Source organism: Chitinophaga sp. 01L420 (assembly GCF_056399985.1).
This window is the reverse complement of the sequence record NZ_JBFTSK010000066.1, coordinates 12,346-36,089: the sequence shown is the minus strand read 5'-3', so window position 1 is coordinate 36,089 and position 23,744 is coordinate 12,346. Positions and strand designations below refer to the sequence as shown.

The 23,744-nt window shown below is 44.0% G+C and carries 21 protein-coding genes; all 21 read left to right on the top strand.

The features are described 5' to 3' along the window. Positions 1-235: 235 nt before the first annotated feature. The gene (locus AC1DP6_RS34120) at positions 236-808 is read left to right on the top strand and encodes a GNAT family N-acetyltransferase (protein ID WP_477058886.1); all 573 of its coding nucleotides are present in this window, start codon (positions 236-238) and stop codon (positions 806-808) included. Next, positions 802-2,970, top strand: coding sequence for an ATP-binding protein (locus AC1DP6_RS34115; RefSeq protein ID WP_477058885.1), 2,169 nt, complete (start codon positions 802-804; stop codon positions 2,968-2,970). The genes AC1DP6_RS34120 and AC1DP6_RS34115 overlap by 7 nt, the downstream gene beginning before the upstream one ends. 173 nt (positions 2,971-3,143) lie before the next feature. Continuing rightward, on the top strand, positions 3,144-3,848 hold the full coding sequence (locus AC1DP6_RS34110; protein WP_477058884.1) for a sensor histidine kinase: 705 nt from the start codon (positions 3,144-3,146) through the stop codon (positions 3,846-3,848). Between the two features lie 25 nt (positions 3,849-3,873). Continuing rightward, positions 3,874-4,113 (top strand): hypothetical protein, encoded by a 240-nt coding sequence (locus AC1DP6_RS34105; protein WP_145675300.1) that lies wholly within the window; start codon positions 3,874-3,876, stop codon positions 4,111-4,113. A 14-nt stretch (positions 4,114-4,127) separates the two neighbouring features. Continuing rightward, a complete protein-coding gene (locus AC1DP6_RS34100; RefSeq protein WP_477058883.1) occupies positions 4,128-4,439 on the top strand; it encodes a hypothetical protein in 312 nt (103 codons plus the stop codon). Positions 4,440-4,466: 27 nt separating this feature from the next. Continuing rightward, positions 4,467-6,914, top strand: coding sequence for a TraG/VirB4 family ATPase (locus AC1DP6_RS34095; RefSeq protein ID WP_477058882.1), 2,448 nt, complete (start codon positions 4,467-4,469; stop codon positions 6,912-6,914). Beyond that, positions 6,895-7,458, top strand: a complete 564-nt coding sequence (locus AC1DP6_RS34090; protein WP_477058881.1) for a hypothetical protein — start codon at positions 6,895-6,897, stop codon at positions 7,456-7,458. Before AC1DP6_RS34095 ends, AC1DP6_RS34090 begins: the two co-directional genes overlap by 20 nt. A gap of 1 nt (position 7,459) precedes the next feature. Next, the gene (locus AC1DP6_RS34085; protein ID WP_477058880.1) at positions 7,460-8,239 is read left to right on the top strand and encodes a hypothetical protein; all 780 of its coding nucleotides are present in this window, start codon (positions 7,460-7,462) and stop codon (positions 8,237-8,239) included. 2 nt (positions 8,240-8,241) lie between these two features. Further along, positions 8,242-8,880 (top strand): hypothetical protein, encoded by a 639-nt coding sequence (locus tag AC1DP6_RS34080; RefSeq protein WP_145675310.1) that lies wholly within the window; start codon positions 8,242-8,244, stop codon positions 8,878-8,880. Next, entirely contained in the window at positions 8,873-9,880 is a 1,008-nt protein-coding gene (traM, locus tag AC1DP6_RS34075) for a conjugative transposon protein TraM (RefSeq protein ID WP_477058879.1), read from the top strand. Before AC1DP6_RS34080 ends, traM begins: the two co-directional genes overlap by 8 nt. Next, entirely contained in the window at positions 9,880-10,770 is an 891-nt protein-coding gene (locus tag AC1DP6_RS34070) for a DUF4138 domain-containing protein (RefSeq protein WP_477058878.1), read from the top strand. The genes traM and AC1DP6_RS34070 overlap by 1 nt, the downstream gene beginning before the upstream one ends. Next, entirely contained in the window at positions 10,767-11,801 is a 1,035-nt protein-coding gene (locus AC1DP6_RS34065) for a lytic transglycosylase domain-containing protein (RefSeq protein ID WP_477058877.1), read from the top strand. The genes AC1DP6_RS34070 and AC1DP6_RS34065 overlap by 4 nt, the downstream gene beginning before the upstream one ends. Continuing rightward, positions 11,798-12,319 carry a hypothetical protein gene (locus AC1DP6_RS34060; RefSeq protein WP_477058876.1) on the top strand — a complete coding sequence of 174 codons (522 nt, stop codon included), beginning with the start codon at positions 11,798-11,800 and terminating at the stop codon, positions 12,317-12,319. Before AC1DP6_RS34065 ends, AC1DP6_RS34060 begins: the two co-directional genes overlap by 4 nt. A 26-nt stretch (positions 12,320-12,345) precedes the next feature. Then, positions 12,346-12,825, top strand: a complete 480-nt coding sequence (locus AC1DP6_RS34055; RefSeq protein WP_477058875.1) for a hypothetical protein — start codon at positions 12,346-12,348, stop codon at positions 12,823-12,825. A 2-nt stretch (positions 12,826-12,827) separates the two neighbouring features. After that, on the top strand, positions 12,828-18,026 hold the full coding sequence (locus tag AC1DP6_RS34050; protein WP_477058874.1) for a PKD domain-containing protein: 5,199 nt from the start codon (positions 12,828-12,830) through the stop codon (positions 18,024-18,026). Further along, positions 18,023-18,751 carry a hypothetical protein gene (locus tag AC1DP6_RS34045; protein ID WP_477058873.1) on the top strand — a complete coding sequence of 243 codons (729 nt, stop codon included), beginning with the start codon at positions 18,023-18,025 and terminating at the stop codon, positions 18,749-18,751. Before AC1DP6_RS34050 ends, AC1DP6_RS34045 begins: the two co-directional genes overlap by 4 nt. Positions 18,752-18,762: 11 nt before the next feature. Next, positions 18,763-19,875, top strand: a complete 1,113-nt coding sequence (gene porV, locus AC1DP6_RS34040) for a type IX secretion system outer membrane channel protein PorV (protein ID WP_477058872.1) — start codon at positions 18,763-18,765, stop codon at positions 19,873-19,875. Positions 19,876-20,107: 232 nt separating this feature from the next. Beyond that, positions 20,108-20,872: a ParA family protein gene (locus AC1DP6_RS34035; RefSeq protein ID WP_477058871.1), complete on the top strand. Its 765-nt coding sequence runs from the start codon at positions 20,108-20,110 to the stop codon at positions 20,870-20,872. Positions 20,873-20,938: 66 nt separating this feature from the next. Continuing rightward, the gene (locus tag AC1DP6_RS34030; protein WP_477058870.1) at positions 20,939-21,361 is read left to right on the top strand and encodes a hypothetical protein; all 423 of its coding nucleotides are present in this window, start codon (positions 20,939-20,941) and stop codon (positions 21,359-21,361) included. Between the two features lie 91 nt (positions 21,362-21,452). Then, positions 21,453-21,671: a hypothetical protein gene (locus AC1DP6_RS34025; protein ID WP_477058869.1), complete on the top strand. Its 219-nt coding sequence runs from the start codon at positions 21,453-21,455 to the stop codon at positions 21,669-21,671. 25 nt (positions 21,672-21,696) lie between these two features. Further along, the gene (locus tag AC1DP6_RS34020; RefSeq protein ID WP_477058868.1) at positions 21,697-22,827 is read left to right on the top strand and encodes a hypothetical protein; all 1,131 of its coding nucleotides are present in this window, start codon (positions 21,697-21,699) and stop codon (positions 22,825-22,827) included. Positions 22,828-23,744: the final 917 nt, after the last annotated feature.

Sequence of the window (23,744 nt, the reverse complement as noted above, 5' to 3'; positions counted from 1 at the left end):
GTATGTACCCGGGGATGAAAAAGATCCTTCCGTAGTACGGCTCGTATTAAATAGTGATATTGATGATAATTATGATAAGATAATAAATGAAGTTATAAATCTTGAATAGATAATACATTTGAATTTTCCCCATTCCATTTTTTATGTGTAATTTAATTTTTGCGCAATAGGATCTAACCCAGCCTATTGATTATAGGAATTAACCATATAACCAGAATAACCCGGAACCTGTTTTATGAAGAAAGCGACTTATTCAGACCGATCTATTGTAGTTGACATTCTCACTCAGGCTTTTTCCATGAATAAAAGCGTGAATTATGCTGTAGGAGGCAAGGAGAAGCGGATCCGAAGATTAATGGAGTATTCATTTGATCTTTGTTATCGATCTGGCGAAGTATACCTCTCAGACGAAAAAGTAGCCTGTATTCTCTTTTTAGACCCTGAAAGGAAAAAAACAAATCTTAAAACGATTCTTTGGGATGTAAAATTAGCTTTTGGTGCCATCGGTATACTTAATCTGAGAAAGGTTTTATATCGTGAAAATCTGGTACAAAAGCATCATCCTAAGCATCGGATGCGCTATCTCTGGTTTTTGGGTGTTCACCCATCTCAACAGGGGCAGGGCATCGGTTCTGCATTATTACATCAGACACTCAACCTGAGTAGCCTACCTGTTTATTTAGAAACTTCGACATTAAAAAATCTTCCATTGTACGAGCGTTTTGATTTTAGCGTCTACCAAAAAATAGACCTTCCATCATATCAGCTCTATCTTTTGAAGAAAGACCCAACACCCGCTATATGTTGATTCCCGGAACAGAGATGCACATAGTTACCTTTATTTTTACAGCTGTTGAATGTATCCTGCTTTTGTTCCAGCTGACATTTTTTCTTTTACGCCCGAGAGATCCGAGCCGAAAGCGCTATCTTATATTGTTATTGTCTTTGATATGTTATAATGTAGCAGGAGGACYTTTTCCAGATCCGAACATACGGATTCCCATAACAATTCAGAATATTATTGCTTACGGTTGCGGTTTTTTAATGGCTTCATATTTCCCTTTTTATTTATATAAGGCACTGGGATTGAAGAAATTGCGATTCCATGCGATTTATGGGATATTTCTATTTTTGCTACTTCCTTATTTTGCATTCTTCGTAATAGCCTACTCTATTACTCAAAACCTCCAGTGGGCAAAAGATTACGGCTTAATAATTCCATTTATCTATACAATATCACTTGTTTGGGCTATCACCAAATCTGTATGGGTAAAGTATAAGGAAACGCCAGCAGGCAGTGAACTTTCTGAAATATTGGGAGTGTATGCGGCTGTAATTCCTTGGGCATCGCTTCCTGTGGTAATATACTTTGATTTAGGACAGGCCACAGAAGCAACAGTAACTAACGTAGGTTTTTTGGTTGTTACTGTACTGTATATCCGAAAAATGATAATGGAGCAAAGAGAGGAATATTTTCAACTGCAGCTGTTAAATAATAGCCTTGCTGATAAAGTGAAAGAAAGAACCCAACAGCTGGAAATGGCCAATGAACAACGAACTAACACTTTTGTGAACCTTGTACATGAAACAAAAACGCCACTAACACTTATCAACAACATCGTTGAAGAATTTTTTGGCCAGCACAGCGAGAAGGAAGAACTGAAAATAGCCAGAAACAATATTGGTAAACTTATTCAAAATGTTAACAATCTGTTTGATCTGGAACGTTTTCAGAAAGGATTTGATAGGTATAATCATGATAAGATTACAAATTTCACTCAGCTAGTAGGGGATCATTTGAGCTTTTTTTCTGAATGGTGCAGCAGTAGAGATATCACAATGGAGGGGCAGTTGCAACATGATGTATATATAAAAGCTGATCCGGTTGCCTTACAGGGAGTAATTAATAATCTCATCCAAAATGCGGTAAAATTCACCGGAACAGGGGGAGCTATAAAAGTTATATTAAAGGCCGAAGATAGTAAAGTGTTTTTTGAGGTATCCGATACAGGTATTGGCATTGCAGCTGGGCAACAAGACAAAATATTTGAACCCTATTATCAGATCGGCCGTAAGGGTAATAATGAAGGAATCGGATTAGGGCTGCCAATAGTAAAAAAAACTATCCTCGGGCTGGATGGGAGCATCTGTGTTGAAAGCCCTGTATCTGGTCGAAGCTCCGGCTCAAAGTTTACTGTGTGTTTGCATTCTTACATTCCTGCAGCTAATGAGCAGGCAGAGAAGCATATTTTAAAGCCAGTGTATAATTTAGATACTGTGAAGTTGCCAGATACTCTGCCATACAACAATACCAAGCAGACCGTATTACTTGTAGAGGATAATATTACAATGACAGACTACCTACGGAAGAAATTAATTGGGAAATACAATGTACTTTGGGCGGGCAACGGTGCCGAGGCATTAGAAAAGCTGAGAACCTATACCGTACTACCGGATCTGATTGTATCCGATGTGATGATGGAACAACTCGATGGCCTAAAGTTTACCGAGATTATCGGAAAATCATCTGAATATGCCCACATCCCCGTATTACTCATATCTGCTAAAAATTCCAATAATGATAAGGCCCGAGCGCTCCGGGCTGGGGCAGTTGAATTTATGTCTAAGCCCTTTAGAAGTGAGGAATTAATGCTAAAAGTAGACTCGATTATAAAAAAATCGGTCAATTTAAAGCGCATGATCGTAGATAATGCTTTGAAGGGGCTGGGACGGCCGTCTGATAATCACACCGAGGATCTATTGAGCAGAATTGAGAAAAATTTCAAATCCTACAATCTTACAATCAGAGAAATCGAAGTAGCAAAGGCTATCTGCGAAGGGCGCACCCACAAAGAAATAGCTGAATTGCTGTACATCTCTACTCTAACAGTAAAAAAACATGCCCAAAATATCTATGACAAGCTATCCGTCACCAATAAGCTGCAGTTGATCAAAAAACTTCAAGGATAAAGCGCTTCTTCTTCTAATTCTTCCCACATAGATAACCCCTCTCAATTTTACACCGTGCTGTAAACCGCTATGGTGCGGCACAATACTCCCTTGGTAGTAACAAAATAGTACAATAGCCTTATTGTTTTTGGGATGTTTAGCAGGCACATTTGCTAAAATCTCAATTCTTGTTTATGACGGAAAAAGTCCGAGCAACTGATGAAATGCTTAAAGACATATTTCGCGGAGCATTACATGAATTTCGCGCCCCGATTAATGCAATTGCAGCTGCCGTCCGATTGTTAAACGATAGTCCGGAAGGAGATCAGGAGTTTCGTAAAGACCTGCTCCAAATGATTACTACTTCTGCGGACAACTTAGGCGCTATACAGGAGCGGGTAGACGAAGTAGTGCAGTTAGAAAAATTGCAAAAATACCAGCTAAATGAATCCCAATTTGATTTTAGGGTCTGGTTACATGCCCTTATCTACTCCATATACCCCATTGCTTCGGAAAAAGATATTAAGATCATAAAACAAGTAACACCAGATTTTCCTGTAGAAATTGAAGCCGACAAAACGTATCTGACGCAAATATTATATAATATAATATATAATTCAATTAAATACAGTGATAAATCCACCATAGTCACTATATCATGTTCCTTGCAGGAAAAAATTTGCATAGATATATCAGATCAGGGAGAAGGTATTCCGGCAGCTGAACTGCCTTTTATTTTTAACGAGTATTATCAGGTAGACGCTGGCCGGAAAAAAAAGGGGGTGGGGCTTGGCCTTTCCATTGCAAAAAAGCTTGTAGAAATAATGGGGGGAGCAATCACGGTAAAAAGTGTGTTAAGCAAGGGAACTGCCTTTAGTATTCAGTTGCCGATCCGCTAAATGTCTTGTATTTAAAACCAATTCTATGATATTATTAGACGCCAAACAAATTATTACTCAGATTGCTGATAACTATATAGGCCCAACCGTAGGCATTTGCATGGTTATGGGCGTAGCATACGCGATTCTCCACAATTGGGACCGCTACAAGGATGATTTTAAAGCGGCAATCGTTGGCCTCAGCCTCTATGCCCTGTATGGTCTGTTAGGTGCAGCTGTGATAGTGGCCGTAGTTGAAGCATATCGAAACTTAAAGCTGTATTAAAAATCATTTCGCGAATGGAAAAGCGCAAAGTCCGTAAAGGCTTAGAGGCCCCACTTGTGGTTTACGGTCTGCGGCAGCCTCATTTCTCACAGTTTTTATTAGCAGTAGCCATAGGGGTAGCCATTGTAATATCCAATTTTACAGCTGCACTTCATGCTGTGCCGAGACAATGGGGGCGTGTGCTTTTAGGCCTGCTCGTTGTAGGTGGTGCGCTGATTGCGTTATATATGATTTTCTTGGCCCGATCCCAGCGTAAAAAGCATTCCTTTCCTAAGAAGGAAAGCATCATTTCAAACAGGGATTTAGATAGGTTTCTGAAATTGTAATGATCATTACACAGGAGGTAACGACACATGATAGTTGATACTGCGGAAGCATATAGCATTCTTGGTTTTATAGGAGGGGCCGCCCTGTCAAAGTGCGGAGGGATAAGCCTATGTTATTACTTAATCAATCCTGAACCTTATTCTTTGTCTCAGCAGGCAATTGAATACCGACAGACAGAGTTTGAAAGAGCTCTGCGCTTTATGCCGTCAGGTAGCTATTTTCATAAGCAGGACGTATACCTGAAAAAGGCCTATGATGCCCACGCAGAGCTTTTAGGAGATACTTTTCTACAAAAAGCAGAAAGAAGTCACTTTGATGGTAGGGAATATTTAGAACATCATTGCGTTCTTTCCTTTACACTAGCTGGGCTGGAATCGTTGGAGCCAGCCTATATGAAAAACCCGCTGGCCTATCAGGACAATCTGGTAGAACGTGATAAGGCACGCCTTGCCGAATTTATCGAGGCAGTAGAGGGCGTGATCATAATTTTAAAGAATCTGCCAAATACTACTATCAGGAGGTTAGAGCAGGGGGAGATCGTGCAGTTTGTTGATAGATATGTTAACGGCTTCGCTGCAGACAATGGAAAACGTGATCTATATTTTGGCCCACATATGACCATAGGGGAGGCCAGGGCCTCCGTTTTTGCCGTCTGTGATGAAACAGCCCTCCCTGATGAACTGCCGGTCTATATTGAAGATGATACCCTTCCGAAAGCCAATGCTACATTGTTTATGGCCTGTTTGGAAAAGTTGGGGCTACATCTGCGGGCGAATCACATAATCAATCAAATAATATATTTTGAAGGTAATAACAAGCTGAAAGCTGAATTGGAGGCGAGGGCCGACCAATTTCATAAGCATCGTCATTTTAAAAAGGAACTAGAAATTACGGCAGCGAGGCTGCAGGAAATGCAGGTGGAGGTTATAGAATCTCAGGCCCACCTGTGCCGTGCTCATTTTTCTATTATCCTGTGGGACACAGAAGAAAAACAGTTGACAAAGGCAAAAGATGCTGTCAAGGAGGCCTTGAAAATGCGTGATTTCGGCCATTATCAGCCTAGTTACATAGGGCTGAGAAACATTTTTTTAGGTACGGTAATAGGTAGAGAAAACATTTTAGACCGGGACTTCTTCTTTTTGACGGAATTAAGCATAGCTACAGGCTTATTCGTCAATCATTCTCCATACGTCAGCGATACTGACGGCGTTTTTTTTAATGACAGGATCTTCCAGATCCCTTATAAGCTGGATATATGGGACGAACAAAAAAAGCGGATACCAGCACGTAACAGCCTGTTTATTTCCAGCACGGGTGGGGGGAAATCCTCTACAGTACTCAATATTGTAGAACAAGAGATCCGTCAGGGTGTCAAAGTTGTGGCCGTAGAATTTGGTAAATCCTTCTTAGCCGTCAGCAGGCTTTATCCATCGATTAGCGCCCATATTGATTATGACGGTGTAACCCCTCTCGGTATAAACCCTTTTTATATCGAATCAACAGAAGAGCTGACCACCGATAAAATCAAGACCCTAGCGGTTTTAGTGTTGAAATTCTGGCGTGAAAAAGTAATTGTTGAAGATACCAAGCAATATATTTCAGTAGTTAAGATTATCCGGGACTATTATAACTCAGCCCCCGTGCGGCCCAGCTTCCCGGATTTTTACCTCTATGTCAAAAACAATATTGATGAGATCCTGACCCGTCAGGAAATCCCCCCGGATTACTTTACTGTCACCAGCTTTTTGCATATCTGTAGCGAATTTATGCCGGGTGGCTTATAYGAAAATGTCTGCCGCACTGATGGGACAAATGCAGATCTGATCAGGGGTAAAGATTTTATTGTCTTTGAGCTGACACGGATAAAGAAAGATCCTTTTCTAGTCAGTATCATTATGACGATCATTTATGAAACCGTAGAAAATAAGATCCTTGCTGACAGATCAATTCGGGGGAAAATATAYTTTGACGAGTATGCTGAAACAGCTACGATGAAAGATAATTTTTCCGGTGAGGACGTACATAGTACAGTGGCGTTCTTTTTTCAAAAGCTCCGTAAAGAGAATGGCGGCATATCCGCTGTTATTCAGTCCCCTGCTCAGCTGCCGGATAATAACCTCACTGATGGGGTAATTGCTAATACTCAGATTATTTATGTTTTACCAACCACCGAAACGGTGTATTCTGATATTTGCACCACGTTTAAGATTACCAACCCCGCCCATATCCAGCTGATGAAAAGTATACGGAACGATTTTGTCGCCCCTCGACCATATGCGGAAGTGTTTATACGATTTCAGGATCTGTATGCTACGGTGGTGCGTTTGGAGTTCTCCCTGGCGAAATTTTATGCCTATCAGACCGATGGCAAAGACTGGCAGCGTATATCAGACGATTTTAAAGAAACAGGTAGTATGGAAGCCGCTATCACTAACATTATTAAATCAAGATCTCATGAAAAAATTATGCTGTAGCCTGATTGTAATGTTCATTACAGTAGTATGTCATGCTCAACTGGTAGTATCAGATCCCACTATGGCAGGCCTTACGTTGGCTCAGAAGGCAACTACAGTTAAACAGCTGGAAGAAGCCGCCCGCCAAACTATACAGCTCAGTAAGACCTACGAGCAGATAAAGAAAGGAGTTGAATTATACGAAAAGGTCAGTAACAAGCTCCAAGACGCTGAGCAGGTACAGGATCTATTTAATAAGCAAACTAGCCTTATTATCCGGGCGGGTGATGCCATAAAATCAATCGGAAAGATGAAGAACCCCTCAGCATCAGCTGTATCCGATTACAGGCGTAATATAAATACGGTCATAGATAATAACCGGGCAAATCTTACCATGTTAACAAATCTTTTAACTGATGGGTTTTTCAAGATAAGTGATGAGGGTAGGCTAAAGCTGATCATGGAACTGAAAGACCGCACAGAGCGAGCAACACGAAGCATTAACAGTTACCAGTCAGCTTATGAGGCTACCAGTGGCGCAAAAAAACTATTACAAGGCTTATAATATGGCAGATATTCCTTTAAGTCAGTTTGGGATAGAAAATGTAACGAAAATCTACCTGCAGGTGAAAACCAGCTCCCTGATGTTAATTACATTGGGTGCCACATCTGCGTATGGTATTTTTCTCAGTACGTCAGTTTTTATCAAGCAATGGCGGGCTAATATGAACGCCAGCGGTGGGCCTGCCGTTTACAAAGGCATAATGGATCTGTTTTGGCAATATCTTTTTACGCTTGTCATGATTGGTATGATGCCCATTGCTATTTCTGGAATGGAGGAAGTGTTTGGCACCATTCAGCAGTTAGCAATTGACGAGGTAAAGGGRGAGCCAAATGGTGCTATAGCAACGCTAATAGCGGAAACAGAAGAAATGCAACGCCGTTATCCAGACGGGCCTTCTATCTTCTATGATACACTACCGGACCTGTTTGCATACTTCAATATTGTTTATGTAAAACCTGCGCTGGCATTGGCTGTAAGGTGGCTTTACGCATTATTTCTGTGTGGCAGATTTCTTTACCTTCTATTGCTTGAAATAGTCTATCCTATAGCATGGGTAAGCCTGCTGCATGAGGATACCTCCAAATGGTTTTGGGGATGGGCCAGTAATATGCTGGTATGTTTCCTGCTGGTGCCAGCCTTCCTGATCGCAAACAAATTTGCTGATACTGCAGTCATTACCGTTTTCGATGATCCATTCACCCTAATCGGGATTTTAGCCCAATTTTTTTTAAAGCTATATCTGCTAAAACGGGCAGGAGAGCTAGTTTTTAAGCTACTATGATCATGAAGGAAAAAATAATTAAAGAGTTTGATGGCTTCGCAGCAGCTAAGAAAAACAGCGCTATTACTGTGCGGCTTATCCTTTTTTTCTGCCTATGTATCATCATTGTGGTGGTTTTTTTCTCTTTTCAGTTTGCGATTACCGCAATACGCAAAATAATTGTCGTAGACCGCACCACCGGGGAAATCATGAAGGTATCCAGTGATTTTAGCGACAAATTGTTTCGTACCCAAATGGAAACCCACTGCGGCGAGGTGGTTTACTACTGCAATAGTTTTGATCGACTAAAAATTACGGAATACCAAGCCCGGACGCTGTTTCTCGTCAGCAAATCTGACGCCTTCCGTATTTTTTCCCGGTATAAAGAGCAGCGGGCTTATGCCGATGCTATAGATCGAGGATTAGAGTATAAAGCGGAATTTATCAAGATAGACCAGCTGCAGGCAGATAAAGAGCCTTATCGGGTGCGCTTTACGTCCCGGTTGCAGATCTTCGATAATGACCGGCCTATAAAAGAATATCTCATAGAAAGTGAGGGAGAAGTACGCCGGCAAACGCCGCAATTCCCTGAAAATAAAACCGGGTTTTATTTCACAAAGTATATTCAAACCTATAAAGCACAGGAGGTGAAAAATGAGTAGGATACAGATTATCATGCTATCGGTGCTGGGTCTAATGGTGGTAGCCGTAGTGTTTTGGTGTGTTCATGTATTTAGCAGCGATAAATCAACTCAGAATGGCGATACCATGACCGATGTACCTGAAAAATACACCTACGAAGATATGATCAAATCGGTAGGTGATAAGGGTTTTCCTATTGACGAAACGCCTGCAGCAGCGCCGATACCTTCTGCAGATCCGCAAAATAATATTTCTGATCCCATTCCTGCGCCTGCAGCAACAGGGGAAGGTGATAATAATAAATCTACGCCCCCGGCTGATCCGCCAGAAATAAGGGCAGCTCTGGCCGATATTCAAAAAGCCCGGAAGAATATTAAGGCTTCCGTGATAGCTTCCGAGCAGCAGGAATCTGCAGAAGATGAAGAAATAAAAAAAATTGTGTCTGAGCGTTCACAGATTGCACCGGTCCCCCAGCAGCTCCCGGCGCCGGAGCAACAACCGGCAACAGGCACGGCGGCCACCGGCTTTAATACGATGAGCTTTGGAGGTGGTAGCAGCGGTACATCTGTCCGTAGTGCAACATCCATTCGGGGGGTAATCCTCAATGAGGTGGAGGTGGCCACTGGTGGTAAGGTGCGGATCATGTTACTGGAAAACGTAACACTGAACGGGGTACAACTACGGAAAACGCAAATGGTTACTGGTGCAATCGGAGTAGGCGACACCCGGGTACAGGTAAAAGTGGCTGGGGCTGCAGTCGATGGCCAGCTGGCTGCTATAGTCTTTTCTGTATTTGGTACCGATGGAATAGAAGGTCTACCGATAGAGGGAAACCCGGGGACGGCTACCCAGCAGGCCGCCCGTGAAGAAACAGAAAGAAATATAGAAAATGTAGCAGGTGGCGGGGTACTCGGCAGTGTGGTCCGGGTTGCAAAAACGCTGGGAACCAGCCGGCAGAGATCCACAACAGTAAAAATCCCCGCTGGATATAAAGTGATCCTAAAAACTGATAACCGCTGATGATCAGAACTGTATTACTATTGGTTTTACTTTTATCATGCACCTATTCCCGGGCGCAGGATAACCCTATCATACCAGTATCCCGTAATAAGACAACCTTTATACTCATTTATAACACTAAGGTGATTTCTGCCAATATCGGCGGCAGGAAAGGAGCTATCGACAATGAGCAGCAGATTACAGATACCGATACTTTAACTATTATTAAGCTGCAGGCGGCCATTGAAGATTTTACAGGTACTAACATGCTGGTCGTTTGCAAGGATACTGTGATGGAGTTCTCCCTCCTTTGGCAGCGGGATCCGGTAAAAACACGCTACCCTTACCGGTATACCGGATCGGTAATGAACATTACATCGCGTAATATTATCAATACCACCGGGACCGCCCCCGTTCCCGTAGCAGATTCTATTAGACAAAACGGGATAACGATACCAGCTGAAAGTATACAAAGAATGCAGGCCGCTGGCAGGCTGACCAAGCGTAGAATAAAAGATCAGGGTTTAGTTTTCATTTTGGATGACGTGGGGGTAGATGGTGGTGGTCATCATTTTTTCCGGCTACGGCTACGTAATACCACAGCTGTAGCCTACAGCATCGAGTACGTAAAATTTATTGTTGCCAGCCCCAAACGGTCTGGTATTGGCTCATCCAGTGCTGCAGCCGTACAGGATGAGTACCCGCCTTATCTATCAGCACCTGATAACTCTACAGTGATAGGTGCGGGTGAAGAAAAGGAGCTGATTTATGCCGTAGCCAAGCTGCCGTTATCAGGACAGCAGCTAGAAATAATAATGAAGGAACAGGCTGAAAACAGCCGGGGGAGAACACTGACGCTGAAAGTTCCTGCCAGCGTGCTTACCAACAATCATACTGTAGTCCGTCTATGAAGTTGTTGCTGCTGATCATATATGTATTGTGTTATTGCGCCGTAAACGGCCAAAAAACAGCCGGTCTAACCTTTTGCGGGGGTATGGTGCCGGTAGATAAAGAAAGTGTAAAAAAAAGGCTGATTTTAGCCATTAACAAGAATCAAAAAGAGGCAAGTAGCCCCTCTCTTAAAGCTCGTATTGATCTGTATATTCCCTATATCGCTATAGTACTCCGGGATTATGGGCTGCCGGATGACTTAAAATATATAGCGTTGGCAGAAAGCCGACTTAAAAAGCATGTACAAAGCCCCGTAGGGGCAGGCGGTATGTGGCAGTTTATGCCATCCACAGCCACCGGTGAAGGTTTGGCTGTAGAGGAACGAAATCAGGTGATAAAAAGCACCCATGCTGCATGTAGGCTACTACGAAAGCTATACAGTCAGCTGCATAGCTGGCCGCTGGCTGTAGCCGCCTATAATTACGGTATTGGTAACGTTGTGAAGGCTGTAAAAAAGCAGCATACTTCGGATTATTACGCCCTGCAGCTTAATGAAGAAACAGCAAATTATCTATTTCAAATTCTGGCCTTTAAAATACTCTACCAGCAACAGTTTGAACCAGCTATACAGGATCCACTTGTAGGGGAGGACACAACTGATTCACCTGTAATTGTGGAACAGAAAGAACCATTTAACAGCATGATATTTTCATCCAGAGGCAAAATAGCCCAGCCTTCTGCTGACAGTGTTATAGTGGCTGCATTTGTGTTAAAAGATAGTTATGTGGCAAACAGCGGAAGGCTGGCGTTTAACACCGCAGCGGATCTGCATATCAACGGAGTTGTGATTCCTGCTGGTAGCGTTATGCGTGGAATGGCTTACAGTCAATCGGCAGGCCGGATGTTAATTGTTGTAGAAGGTATTGAAGTGGCTGCGGGCCTGAAAGACTATGCCGGCGCTGTCTATGCAATAGACGGAAGGCCAGGTCTGTACAGCTCCGGCAAAATACCAGCAGGGGAACGTGTCACTATAAAATTTATCAGGCAATGAAATATTTCTTTATCACTATCTGCTGCCTTACAATTACAATGACAGCAGCGGCACAGGTCCACCAACAGGGAGGCACTGCCATCGACCTTACGCTCGGGAAAACYGGAATAGGAGTAACGGGGGGAGCTGGGTACATGAAAAATTTTTCAGATAACGCATATCTGCAGCTGCGCGGGATTGGTGAGTTTGGGAGGATGTATAATTTTCGATATTCTCACTACGGATTGGATGCGATGGCGTTTTATAATCCTTTTTATCTATCGGATTTTTTTCAATGCAACATCGGGGCGGGCCTCACAATCGGCTATGAAAAGATTTCAGGTATCACAAAAGAAAAGAGCAATGGCATCGGCTTTATGGCCGGTTTAAAATCCGGCGCCAATATAGAAGCGTTCCTGAGTGATCAAATGAGCTTTTATATCTACGGTAATCAGGCCTATCTGGTCAAAAAATCTTTGGGTACCACTTACTATGAAGTGGGGCTCGGGATCCGCATATTTCTAAATAACTATTACTAAATAAACCATTCTAAAAATACCCACATATGAAGAACCAGTATATATTATTCCTGTTGTTAACTGTATTTGTAGCCGCTTGTAAAAAAGATGATAAGCCCGGGGGCGGTACTGTAGAAGGACAGAAAATTGAGGCAGCGATGATCGGCCAGAAATATAAAATCTCAACTATCACAGATCAAAACGGCACAGATATACGCGCCAAGTTTGCCCCCTGCACTTTTGATGATATTTACCTCATCAAAGATCGTGGCACAGTAGAAATTACGCAGGGCGCCAACAAATGCGGAAAAGAATCTTTGGACTTAAAAAACGCCAGCTGGGGTGTGGCCTATAATGATAATGAAGTAGTGGCTATTCAATTTCCGCTTTTTAATCCGGGTACTGACTATTACCAAACACGGGAATTTTTAAAGCCTGTTTTAAGTGATATAACCAGCGGCAATGTTAAACTCAGCCTCCGCGTAGGTACGGATACCTATACTATCCTACTTACAAAAACGATGTAATTATGCGAAAATTTCTTTCCCTTTTTTGCTGGTGGCTGCTGCCGGCAAGTATTGCCGCGCAGGTACAGTTCCCGAATGGATACGGAAATCGTGACGGATCCACGGTAGTTGATGTAATTGGCAGGCAGGCTGAATACCCCACCTACAGCGATAAGGTGTTTTATTGCGATCCAGTGGGAAATTCGCCCAGCTTCCTTTTCCCTGATTATGGCGWAGCTAATACTAGCATAGGCGGCTGTGGTATTGGTCGTAAGTACATGAACTGGTTTGTCGAATACAAGATCGACAACATGAATAATGTACGGACATTTACCGTGAGTCCTAACGCCGGCGAAATTACCAAAACGTTACTCATCGTTGCCCATAACCAGCGCAGGAYACAGTGCATCGGCGGCGGGGAAAACAATGAATACATAACTGTCAGCAGTCTAACGCTAAAGTTTGAAACCCCACAATTTACCGGCCTTGATGAGGTTAAGACTGTATGTAACAGCGTTGACCACGACTACAATCTAACCGATAATTTCACGGTAAAAGACGGCGTTACCTTCTATCTGGATGATCCGGCAAGCGCTCCAATAACGAAGTTAAACCCTAAAGATCTTACGCCCGGTTTTCACCGCCTCATCGCCCAAAAGCAGTACGACAACGGCACCCCAGATATTCAGTTTGGAAGTAAGCCGGGAATTGTCAGTATACAATATGATTTTCAGGTATTAGAGGGCGTGAAAATCACAATAGGCGCCTATCCGCGAAGTATATGCCAGAATGCGCAACCAGTAGTAATAAAAGCTACTCCTACCGGGGGAACATGGGAAGGGCGCAGCATGGATGCTGCCGGCAATATTACGCCTTCAAGCATGGCGACTGGCCGCAATGTATATACTTACAAGATCAGCAATGCCGCCGGCTGTACCTCTGCGGAATCAATAGAAATTACAGGAAATGCGCCACCCGTTATAAAGGTATCTGACATTGATGTTTGCCGGGGGGCTGAGGCGTTTTTAATAACCGTGGGGGAGCCGGTCGGCGGTTCTTACTCAGGGCGAGGGGTTTTGAATCTTAGAACCTTCGACCCCGCACAGGGAGTAGTGGGGCGTAATCCCGTGCGGTATACCTATATGGACCCGGGAACTACCTGTAGTAGCTCTGGTGATTTCCAGATCAATATCATTGATGCGAGTAACTTTAAAGTTGGGGCCGATTTTACGACATGCAACACCAGCGCAGAAATAGACCTAAACCAGCGCAGCGGTGTTAGCCCCAATGATGGCTCTATCAGTTGGAGCGGGACGGGAATCATTAACGGCAAATATTTTTCTCCGGTCACTGCCGGAATAGGCTTACACACGATTACAGGCACTCTTTTCATTCCCGAAACCGGATGTACTTACACAAAAAATTTTGTTATAAAGGTTGTTACCGGTCCAACTGTTAAGCCGGGAACTGATCTTTCAGTTTGCGGTAATGCCGCACCCTTTCAGATTCCCGGCGGTAGCCCTACCGGTGGTACATGGACAGGTAGTTATATCAATACCAATGTTTTTTCCCCGAGCAACGCTGTAGCTGGTGACTATCTTGTAACCTACACGTATACAAACAGTGTTTGTGCTGTTGTGGTGCAGAAAATAATTACAGTTCAAACGCCGCCCGTCCTGAGTGTAGGGCCTGACTATAGCATTTGCCGTAATGCCGGCCCTGTAAGCTTGCCGGTGGCTACCCCTGCCGGTGGCAGCTGGGCGGCAGATGGCCCGTATTATGACGCTGCCACTGGCCAGCTGGATCCGCTGAAAATGGCGATAGGCAGAAATACGCTAACATATACATTCACTGATGGCGTCTGCGCGGTAAGCAAACAACTGATTATAACAGTAGTGATGCCGCCGGCAGTAGATGCCGGCGCTGATCAGCGCACCTGCGTAAATACAGATCCCGTGACCCTATCGGGTACAGCTGACGGGTGGAGTGGTCCCGGGGTGGATCGTGGGCGCTTTTCGCCGTCACGCGCCGGTGTAGGTGAACATCTGCTCACCTACACTGTGACCGATCCGGTAACGCTCTGCAGCGCATCTGACCAGATGTACATGAAAGTATCTGCACCGCCAGAGGTCAATGCTCATGGTGATAACATTGTATGTAAAGCTGCAGGGGATTATTATTTAGGTACCGGATCTCCGATAGGTGCTACATGGAGCGGGGCATTTGTTCAAAACGGCTATTTTCAGGCGTCTATAGCGCCGTTAGGAAATTATACCCTTTTCCTTACTTATACCGATCCGGCCACCGGCTGTACTGGTACTGATATAAAATTTATAAAATTGGTAGATGCTCCCGTACTGAATGTAGGGCCTAACTATAGCATCTGCCGCAACGCTGGCCCCGTAAGCCTTCCGGTAGCTACCCCTGCAGGTGGGAGCTGGGCGGCAGATGGCCCGTATTATGACGCTGCCACCGGCCAATTGGATCCGCTGAAAATGGCAGTGGGAACTAACACACTCACATATACTTACGAGAGCGTCATATGCACAGTAAGCAAACAACTGGTTATAACAGTAGTGATGCCGCCGATAGTGGATGCCGGCGCTGATCAGCGCACCTGTCTAAATGCGGATCCCGTTACTCTACCGGGAACAGCTGCAGGGTGGAGCGGTCCCGGTGTAGATCTCGGACGCTTTTTGCCGGCCCGCGCCAGTGTAGGTGAACATCTGCTCACCTACACTGTGGCCGATCCGGTAACGCTGTGCAGCGCATCTGATCAGATGTACATGAAAGTATCCGCACCGCCGGCAGTGGACGCCGGGGCTGATGTGGTTATCTGCGCTGCTGCTGGGGACTATTATTTACAGGGTGGTAAACCGCTGGGGGCAGTATGGAGTGGGTCCTTTGTTCAAAACAACTATTTTCAGGCGGGTAAGGCGCCGCTGGGTAGCTATACGCTTACGCTTACATATACCGATCCGGTCACCGGTTGCATTGGTACGGATACACGGGTTTTACAGCTCGTAGCAGCTCCGGTGCTGAATGTAGGGCCTGACTATAACATCTGCCGTAATGCCGGCCCTGTAAGCCTTCCGGTAGCTATCCCTACAGGTGGGCGTTGGGTGGCAGATGGCCCGTATTATGACGCTGCCACCGGCCAGTTGGATCCGCTAAAAATGTTAGTAGGTACTAACACGCTCACTTATACTTACTCAGATGGTGTCTGCACGGTAAGCAAACAACTGATTATAACAGTAGTGATGCCGCCGGCAGTAGATGCCGGCGCTGATCAACGCACCTGCCTAAATGCGAATCCCGTTACACTGCCGGGTACAGCTGAAGGGTGGAGCGGTTCCGGGGTGGATCTTGGGCGCTTTTTGCCGGCCCGTGCTGGTGTAGGTGAACAACTGCTCACCTACACTGTGACCGATCCGGTAACGCTATGCAGCGCATCTGACCAGATGTATATGAAAGTATCCGCACCGCCGGCAGTGGACGCCGGCGCTGATGTGGTTATCTGCGCTGCTGCAGGGGACTATTACTTACAGGGTGGTAAACCGCTGGGGGCAGTATGGAGTGGGCCCTTTGTTCAAAATAGCTACTTTCAGGCGGGCAAGGCGCCACTGGGAAATTATACACTCACCCTTACGTTTACGGATCCAGCCACCGGTTGCACGGGAACGGATACACGGGTGATCAAGTTAGTTGCTGCACCGGTGCTGGACGTGGGTGCGGATATAGGTACTTGCGTGAATAACGATATGTTCGCCCCGCCATTGCCTTCTGTATCCGGCGGTACATGGAAACCTTTAGCCGGCAATTTTTATGATGGCGCTACCGGATTACTGGATCCGAAAAAAATGCAGCTTGGTAAAAACTACCTTATCTACACCATCATTACAGATGCCGGCTGCAGTATAAGCGATACTTTAGGCATTACGCTACATGCCCTCCCGGTAGTTACAGGTATGCGTGACTTTAGCACCTGCCTGAACGGCCCTACCATATCGTTGGTAGCAACACCACAGCCGGGGATATGGGCTGGGGACGGTATCGACAATAATGCCGGCAGCTTCTTTGTCCCGAAAGATGCCGGTGCTGGTGATCACACGATCACTTACAAATACACGGACCCTACCACCGGTTGCACTACCATAGATACTACGTTGGTAAAGGTTAATACGCTGCCGACTATCACAATGCCTAATGATACAGCTGTATGTGTATCATCAGGTGCAGTCACATTAAAGGCGAAGCCCGGAGGCGGCAGCTGGGCCGGATCTGCTGGCATTGTTGGGACGACCTTCTCCCCGGCAATAGCTGGTGTCGGGACATATGCTATCAGTTATACTGTTACTGATCTGGCGACCCGTTGCACGAACACTGCCAGCTACAATATAACGGTACGAGGCCTGCCCGGGGCTATCAACTTAGCAGGGGATACCGCAGCCTGTGAAAATACCATCCTCACCCTTACTGCAGCTGCAGACAATACCTCAATGTTTGAATGGTACCGGGTAGGCGAAACCACGCCGTTTGAAACGGCTACAACAATTAAATACACTGTAACGAAGGACGAGCAGCTTATTATAAAGCCCAAACCGGTTAATACTGGTGACTGTGCCGGTAGCAGTCGTATTTTTTCAATTATAAACAACAGTCCCCGCGGCACTGTGAAATATGAAGGGCTTAACGATACATTAGCGTTCGGCACCCTGTATAGAGCCACCAGCATGGTAGAGAAGGCCGCTATATATCGTTGGGACTTCGGAGATGGTGGATTTAGTACTCAAGGCGAAGGAAACCATTATTACTATACTCCGGGCAGACACGCTGTTTCCCTGACAGCAACCGGCGTCACTGGCTGCATAGTGAAGTATCCACTACAAGACGTGTTTATCCGCGATGAGAACGGAAAAGTACCGGATCCACAAAATGACAGAGGGGACGGGATGGATCCGGGCAGTAATGATCTGCTTATCTACCCTACAACTTTTAACCAGCTGCTTACTGCTGAATTTATGCTAAAAGCGCCGCAGGATATGGTAATTACATTCTTTGACTTCCGCGGAAACACCATTTACGAAACGAAACAGGCGGCTGTTAAGGGACGAAACCGCATACGCCTTGCAACTGAAAAACTGCACGGTTCGGGCGTCTGGTATTTTATCAGGTTACAGTGCAACGAATTTACCGACACAGAAAAAATATTTAAGCTATGATGATTACTAGGAAACCGTTACTGCTATTAATCTTTAGCCTTTTTTTGGTGGCATGTGAAAACAGAAAAGACGGCCTGAAAGACTTTAACGATCCACCAGAAATTTTGCTGAAAGCCCAGCGGGGCGGGCAGGCAACCCACCAGCTTATAGATAGCGTTAAGGTGTCCAAACCCGCATTTGCATTTATGCCGCTGATAATTCACGTCAACGATGCCAATAAGAACATCCGGGGCATTACTATGGCTACACTCAGCGGAGATGGGTATCTGCAATATATAGATCAGAAGATCACAGATACCGTTGCTGTAACCATTCCTGAAAGTGGGGAGGGTATCTACCGCTATTACCCTGCCCGCGCAGGAACCGTTAAGGTGAATTTCACAGTAACGGATGTTTTTGGCCTGCAGGACGCTGCCACAATGCAGCTATATGTATTTAACAATCTGCCACCGGTTGCTGCATTGGAAGTGCGGTATTTAGGCGTAGCAGATCGGTATGAGTACATCTTGGACGGCAGCGGCTCATTCGATACAGACCGCAGTTTTGGGGGTGTGATCAGCAGCTATATTTTCTATGTAAATAATGTGAAAGTTGCAGAAACCACCACACCAGCAAACCCCTATATTTTTAGCAGTGCTGGCACTTATACGSTCAAACTACAGGTTAAAGATAATGACGGCGACCTGAGCAAAGAATTAAGCCTGCCGCCAGTTGTGGTACAATAAAATTCATCATCATGCGCACAGTCCTTTTTTATGTCATTATATGTATTTCGCTGACAGCACAGGCGCAATCTCCCGCGCCAGCACTGGGTTTTCTTGAAATCGAACCTGATGCCCGGAGCAGTGCTATGGGAGGCATCGGCGTTGCCACCAGTCCGGACAATTTTGTTTTTTACAACCCGGCAAAAGTGGCCATGCGAGCCGGTTATGAGTATGGAATATCTGCCGGTTACGTGCCATATCTCCGGCGCCTGGTTAAAGGCATCGGCATGGCCACCATGCATGGCTTCCGGCGGCTGGATGATCAAACCTGTATCGGATTAGATCTGCGTTATTTTTCGCTGGGCGCCGTGTCCTTCAAAGATGAAACAGGTTACCCTATATATGAATATAACCCTACGGAATGGACTATAGGATTGACTTACAGCCGGCAGCTATCAGAATATAACAGCATTGGGATTACAGCGCGGTATATCAATAGCAGGCCTGCTGCAGGTATTCAGTATCAGGGACAGGAAATTAAGACCGCAAACGCTGCCGGCGTGGATTTCGGTTATTATTACTGCTCCGTGGCTGCTTCCGAGCTAAACGGCTATACTGGTGGGATTTTCAGAGGCGGGCTTTCTTTTTCTAATCTCGGAACTAAAGTAGTCTACTATTCTGCAGGGGGTAGTGCCTTTCAGCCCATGAATTTCAGGGCGGGCGTGTCTTATACTTTCTCCAGCCCCGGGGATCACCTGTTTTCTTTATCTGGTGAAGTGATAAAAGGGCTGGTCCCCGCACCGGTGATAAGGGATGATAACGGTGATATTATATCTGGCAAGGATCCGGCGACTACAAATGTTCCAGCAGCATTTTTTTCCAGTTGGGCAGATATGAAAGGTTGGGGGGTAGGAGCCGGGGTTGAATATCTCTACCGACAACAGTTTTTCCTTCGTGGAGGGATCCACTATGAGAATCCCGACTATTCACCAAAGCAGCTTGCTACAGTCGGTGCAGGTTTCCAGCTCGGCGCCTTCCATCTTGATTTAAGCTATTACACGGCTATCGTCCAGAAAACGGGTGCCACTAACGCACAAGCTCAAACCTTTAAAATCAGCCTCGGGGTAATACTTGCTGCTGAATAAAACAGATAATTATGAAAAGATGCACTTTAGTCTTTCTTTTTTTTATGCTTGTCTGCTGCATGATTTCCTGCACCAGTACGCGGCTTAACACAAACTACCGGGCCAAAAAGCAGGTAGGATGTGCAAAATTTTAACAACTTAATATGGTGGTTATAATAGACTATTTTTTTAAAATAGCATATTTTTTAGTACATTTGAAAATAGTTATCATAGTTAAAATACTAAAAATAGTATGGCAAAAATCATCGCATTAGCAATTCAAAAAGGAGGCTCAGCAAAAACCACGACAGCAGCCAACGTTGCCGCCGAATTTGCCGCAAAGGGTTATAAAACGTTATTGGTGGATGGTGATCCGCAGGCCAATCTTACAACGGGGCTAGGCTTTCGGGATCCTGCTACAACTAAGATAGGTTTGTATGATGCTCTGATGGGGCTAATTGATTACATACCTACTCTCCAATACAATGAAAACCTATATCTGGTACCCAGTAATATTGATTTATCCGCTGCAGAAATGGAGCTGGTAAATGTTATGATGCGGGAAACCCGATTGAAATCTATTTTAGAGCCGATTAAAGATCAATACGATTTTATTGTTATTGATTGTGCACCTACATTGAGCATTCTTACCATTAATGCGCTGTCTGCAGCCGATTATGTATTTGTTCCTGTGGAAACGGAATACTATGCCTTATCCGGATTAGATAAACTGCTTAATCTACGGCAAATGATAGAAGACCGAGTTAATCCCCAGCTCCGTTTAGGCGGGATAATACTTACTAGGCATGATTCCCGCGTTGTGCTACATCGTGATATTGTTGAAGATATTCGTAAGGTTATGCCAGAGGGTACAGTACTGGATACTATCATCCGAAAAAATGTAAGCATTGGAGAAGCGGCCGCCAGAGGATTAACCATTTTTGACCATGCACCAGAGAGTAATGGAGCGATAGATTATAAAAACGTTACAGCTGAGATACTAGAAAGAGTGCTGTAATTTGCCATATTATTAGATAATACTTGTAATATAATATTTTCTAATCATACTAAAAATACTAAAAATATGCCTAATCCAAATAAAAAATCCTTTTCTGGTTTAGCTGGGGAAACGCTGGCACCAAAAGGTTTTGGGGGAATTGTAACAAGCCCTAGCGAAGAAGGAAAAGACAAGCCTGTAGGTAAAAGCAAAACAAATAATACGGAAGGTGAAACTATTGATGAGGTACTGCAACCAGATGCTCGTAAGTACGAAACCTTTTCCGTTTTGATTACACACTCCGAGAAAATTAAGGATTATACGCACCAACAGCGATTAAAAGGGAATACCGATTATCGCTATAAAGACGCGCTCGATGACCTTTTAGCCATTGCATTTGAAAAAGTTGGTCCATTACCTGAACGCCCAGATAGTATAAAAGTAAAAGAAAAAGCAAAGGGTAGAAAGGGATCTCCCGGAAATAAAGTTGCTAGAAAGCTAGATTACTAGTAATTTAGCTTTCTAGCAACTTAGCATTAATCAGCACTATATTTTACAAAGGAATAATCTTGTAATATTTATAATATAAAACCTATTTTTTATGGACAGCATTGCGACAAAAAAGGAAACAAAAGCGAAACCTCCTAGCTTTAGCATACACGTTGATCCCACCCTATTGAAAAACGTGCAAAGATTTTGTTTAGATCAAGATACAACTCAAAAGACGCTAGGAGCTGCGCTTTTATCGTGGTTTATTTCTTTACCACTTGATGAACAACTCGCTTTCATGGAGAAAAACCAAAAGAATGCCGGGGAATAATTATTAACCATAATCTTTTGCTTTTATGCCCCCTAAAAAAGACAAGGAAAACAGGACTATCGTTAAACGGACAAGGAAAAAGGGTGTTGAAATTATCTTGCCCGGTACACAAACGATTTTGTACCAAAGTAACCGTGTTACAAATGGCCGAAACTCGTTAAGTCTTTACCAGTGGAAGGTTTTAGCTTGTACGATGAAGGAGCTGCAGGAGCCAATCAAGTACTCCATGCAGGGAAAGGATTACCTGCAACTGCCTCTTTTTGCTGAAAACGCTATTGGGGATGTTATTTCTGAACCTGTGATATTCAGGGAGCAAAAAGATTCCAAAATTGTCCGTATAGCGTTAACATTATCAGATATAACAACTCCAAACCATTATCAACATGCCATAGCTGCCGCTACTGCACTTCAGCAGTACCGAATTGTCCTCAAAAGCACAGAGCATAAGGGCTATAATGATAGCAACGTTCTATTTACCCGTGTGAGTACCCCGGAAAAGCTCAATGGTTCACTGGCTATCTATGTTGAAATGTACCGGGATGTTGCCAAGCTGCTCATTGAGGTAGACAAGAATGAAAAGGGAAAGCCCGTTCAATTTACGAAATACATTTATGAGATCATAAAGCACGCCAGCAGCAAGTTTACCCCAATTCTCTATCAAAAAATTAGCAGCTGGAAGGTTAATGGCGGCTTTTTTATTACGTATGAAAATTTACGCAAGGATCTGGGCATTGCTGATGATGAATATAGTAACTACGCCGACTTTAAGAAACGGGTTTTAGTACCAGTGCAAAAGGAATTAGAAAAACGGGCAGATTGCTGGTTTAATTGCCGTGCAAGAGATTTTGAAGAGCGCAGGGGGCGAAAGGTAATTGGCTTGAATTTTAAGGTCATCACGCCCGAATTTGAGGAAGCCCAACGAGTACAGGCAGATAATATCCGCGATATGTTACGTAGGCATCTGCATTTCAAAGAGGAACACATGTTAAAGATAGCGCCCCTTATACATTCTGAAACTGATTTTATGCGCTTAGGTGTAAAGATTATAGATTTAGTAGACCATCTAAAAAATAAAGGGGTTGATAGCCAAGGGAACATCATAATGGATCCTCAAAGTTATGCCATCGTAGCTCTGCGCGAAGCATTTTCCGTTTAAGAGCCAGTTATCCACAGCTTTATTTCCAAAAATGTCGCGATAGGAATATCCTATTTCCAAAAATGTCATAGTATTAAGTTCCAAAAACGTCTTTACCTATTCCAATAATGTCTGTGATAAGTTACAAATTAGTCGCAATAAATCCGATCATCCGTCCTTCTGTTACGGGTTTTGGCATCGGACAATCTAAACTGATATAATTATAAAAGTCCTACATAGGTAAAATCAAGCTACAGTTTATAATGAAAAAATGGCTATTCTCTCTAATTTTATATGCCAAAATGGCAGTAAAACCGCTATTCCTTTTGTTTTTTTTCGGAAAATCGGTCATCACAAATTAAAAAGCACCCCGCGCGGCAATAGAAGTTACAAAAATGTCGCATTACTACCCCATAAGTGCTTTCTATAAAAAAAGCTGTTCCAATTTTGTCGTGATACATCATAAGAAGTTGATTATTACTATTATTGTTACACTTTATATTTTAAAAAAATACTAAAAATACTAAAAATAGTATGGGGTTAAGCATTCGATTGACTATCAAACATCGTTGCGACGCTCCATTCATCTGCAGGAAGCATATTTTGCTATTTTCTCATTTGCCCTATTTTTTTGGGCCATACGGCCATTCATTCTGTAAGGGGGGGCTGCTGCCGCCGAGCCACCCCCTCCCCATACCCACCCCTCCCGGCGGGGGTTTCAAACAATGGAGGCCGGCAAGGCCGGAATAAAAAATACTAAAAATATTTTATTATTTAATAATATGGAAAATAGTGATCATACTAAAAATATTAAAAATAGTGACTATTTTATGACAAAAAACAGTCCTTCTAGTTTGCTAGATTACTAGTAATTGAGTAACTTAGTAATCTAGAAAGCTAGTAATCTAAATTACTAGCAATCTAGAAAGCTAGTAACT

Coding starts and splice junctions, on each gene's coding strand:
- AC1DP6_RS34120 (WP_477058886.1), top strand. CDS start 236: ATGAAGAAAGCGACTTATTCAGACCGATCTATTGTAGTTGACATTCTC.
- porV (WP_477058872.1), top strand. CDS start 18,763: ATGCGCACAGTCCTTTTTTATGTCATTATATGTATTTCGCTGACAGCA.
- traM (WP_477058879.1), top strand. CDS start 8,873: ATGAGTAGGATACAGATTATCATGCTATCGGTGCTGGGTCTAATGGTG.
- AC1DP6_RS34110 (WP_477058884.1), top strand. CDS start 3,144: ATGACGGAAAAAGTCCGAGCAACTGATGAAATGCTTAAAGACATATTT.
- AC1DP6_RS34070 (WP_477058878.1), top strand. CDS start 9,880: ATGATCAGAACTGTATTACTATTGGTTTTACTTTTATCATGCACCTAT.
- AC1DP6_RS34080 (WP_145675310.1), top strand. CDS start 8,242: ATGAAGGAAAAAATAATTAAAGAGTTTGATGGCTTCGCAGCAGCTAAG.
- AC1DP6_RS34100 (WP_477058883.1), top strand. CDS start 4,128: ATGGAAAAGCGCAAAGTCCGTAAAGGCTTAGAGGCCCCACTTGTGGTT.
- AC1DP6_RS34090 (WP_477058881.1), top strand. CDS start 6,895: ATGAAAAAATTATGCTGTAGCCTGATTGTAATGTTCATTACAGTAGTA.
- AC1DP6_RS34105 (WP_145675300.1), top strand. CDS start 3,874: ATGATATTATTAGACGCCAAACAAATTATTACTCAGATTGCTGATAAC.
- AC1DP6_RS34025 (WP_477058869.1), top strand. CDS start 21,453: ATGGACAGCATTGCGACAAAAAAGGAAACAAAAGCGAAACCTCCTAGC.
- AC1DP6_RS34030 (WP_477058870.1), top strand. CDS start 20,939: ATGCCTAATCCAAATAAAAAATCCTTTTCTGGTTTAGCTGGGGAAACG.
- AC1DP6_RS34020 (WP_477058868.1), top strand. CDS start 21,697: ATGCCCCCTAAAAAAGACAAGGAAAACAGGACTATCGTTAAACGGACA.
- AC1DP6_RS34035 (WP_477058871.1), top strand. CDS start 20,108: ATGGCAAAAATCATCGCATTAGCAATTCAAAAAGGAGGCTCAGCAAAA.
- AC1DP6_RS34055 (WP_477058875.1), top strand. CDS start 12,346: ATGAAGAACCAGTATATATTATTCCTGTTGTTAACTGTATTTGTAGCC.
- AC1DP6_RS34065 (WP_477058877.1), top strand. CDS start 10,767: ATGAAGTTGTTGCTGCTGATCATATATGTATTGTGTTATTGCGCCGTA.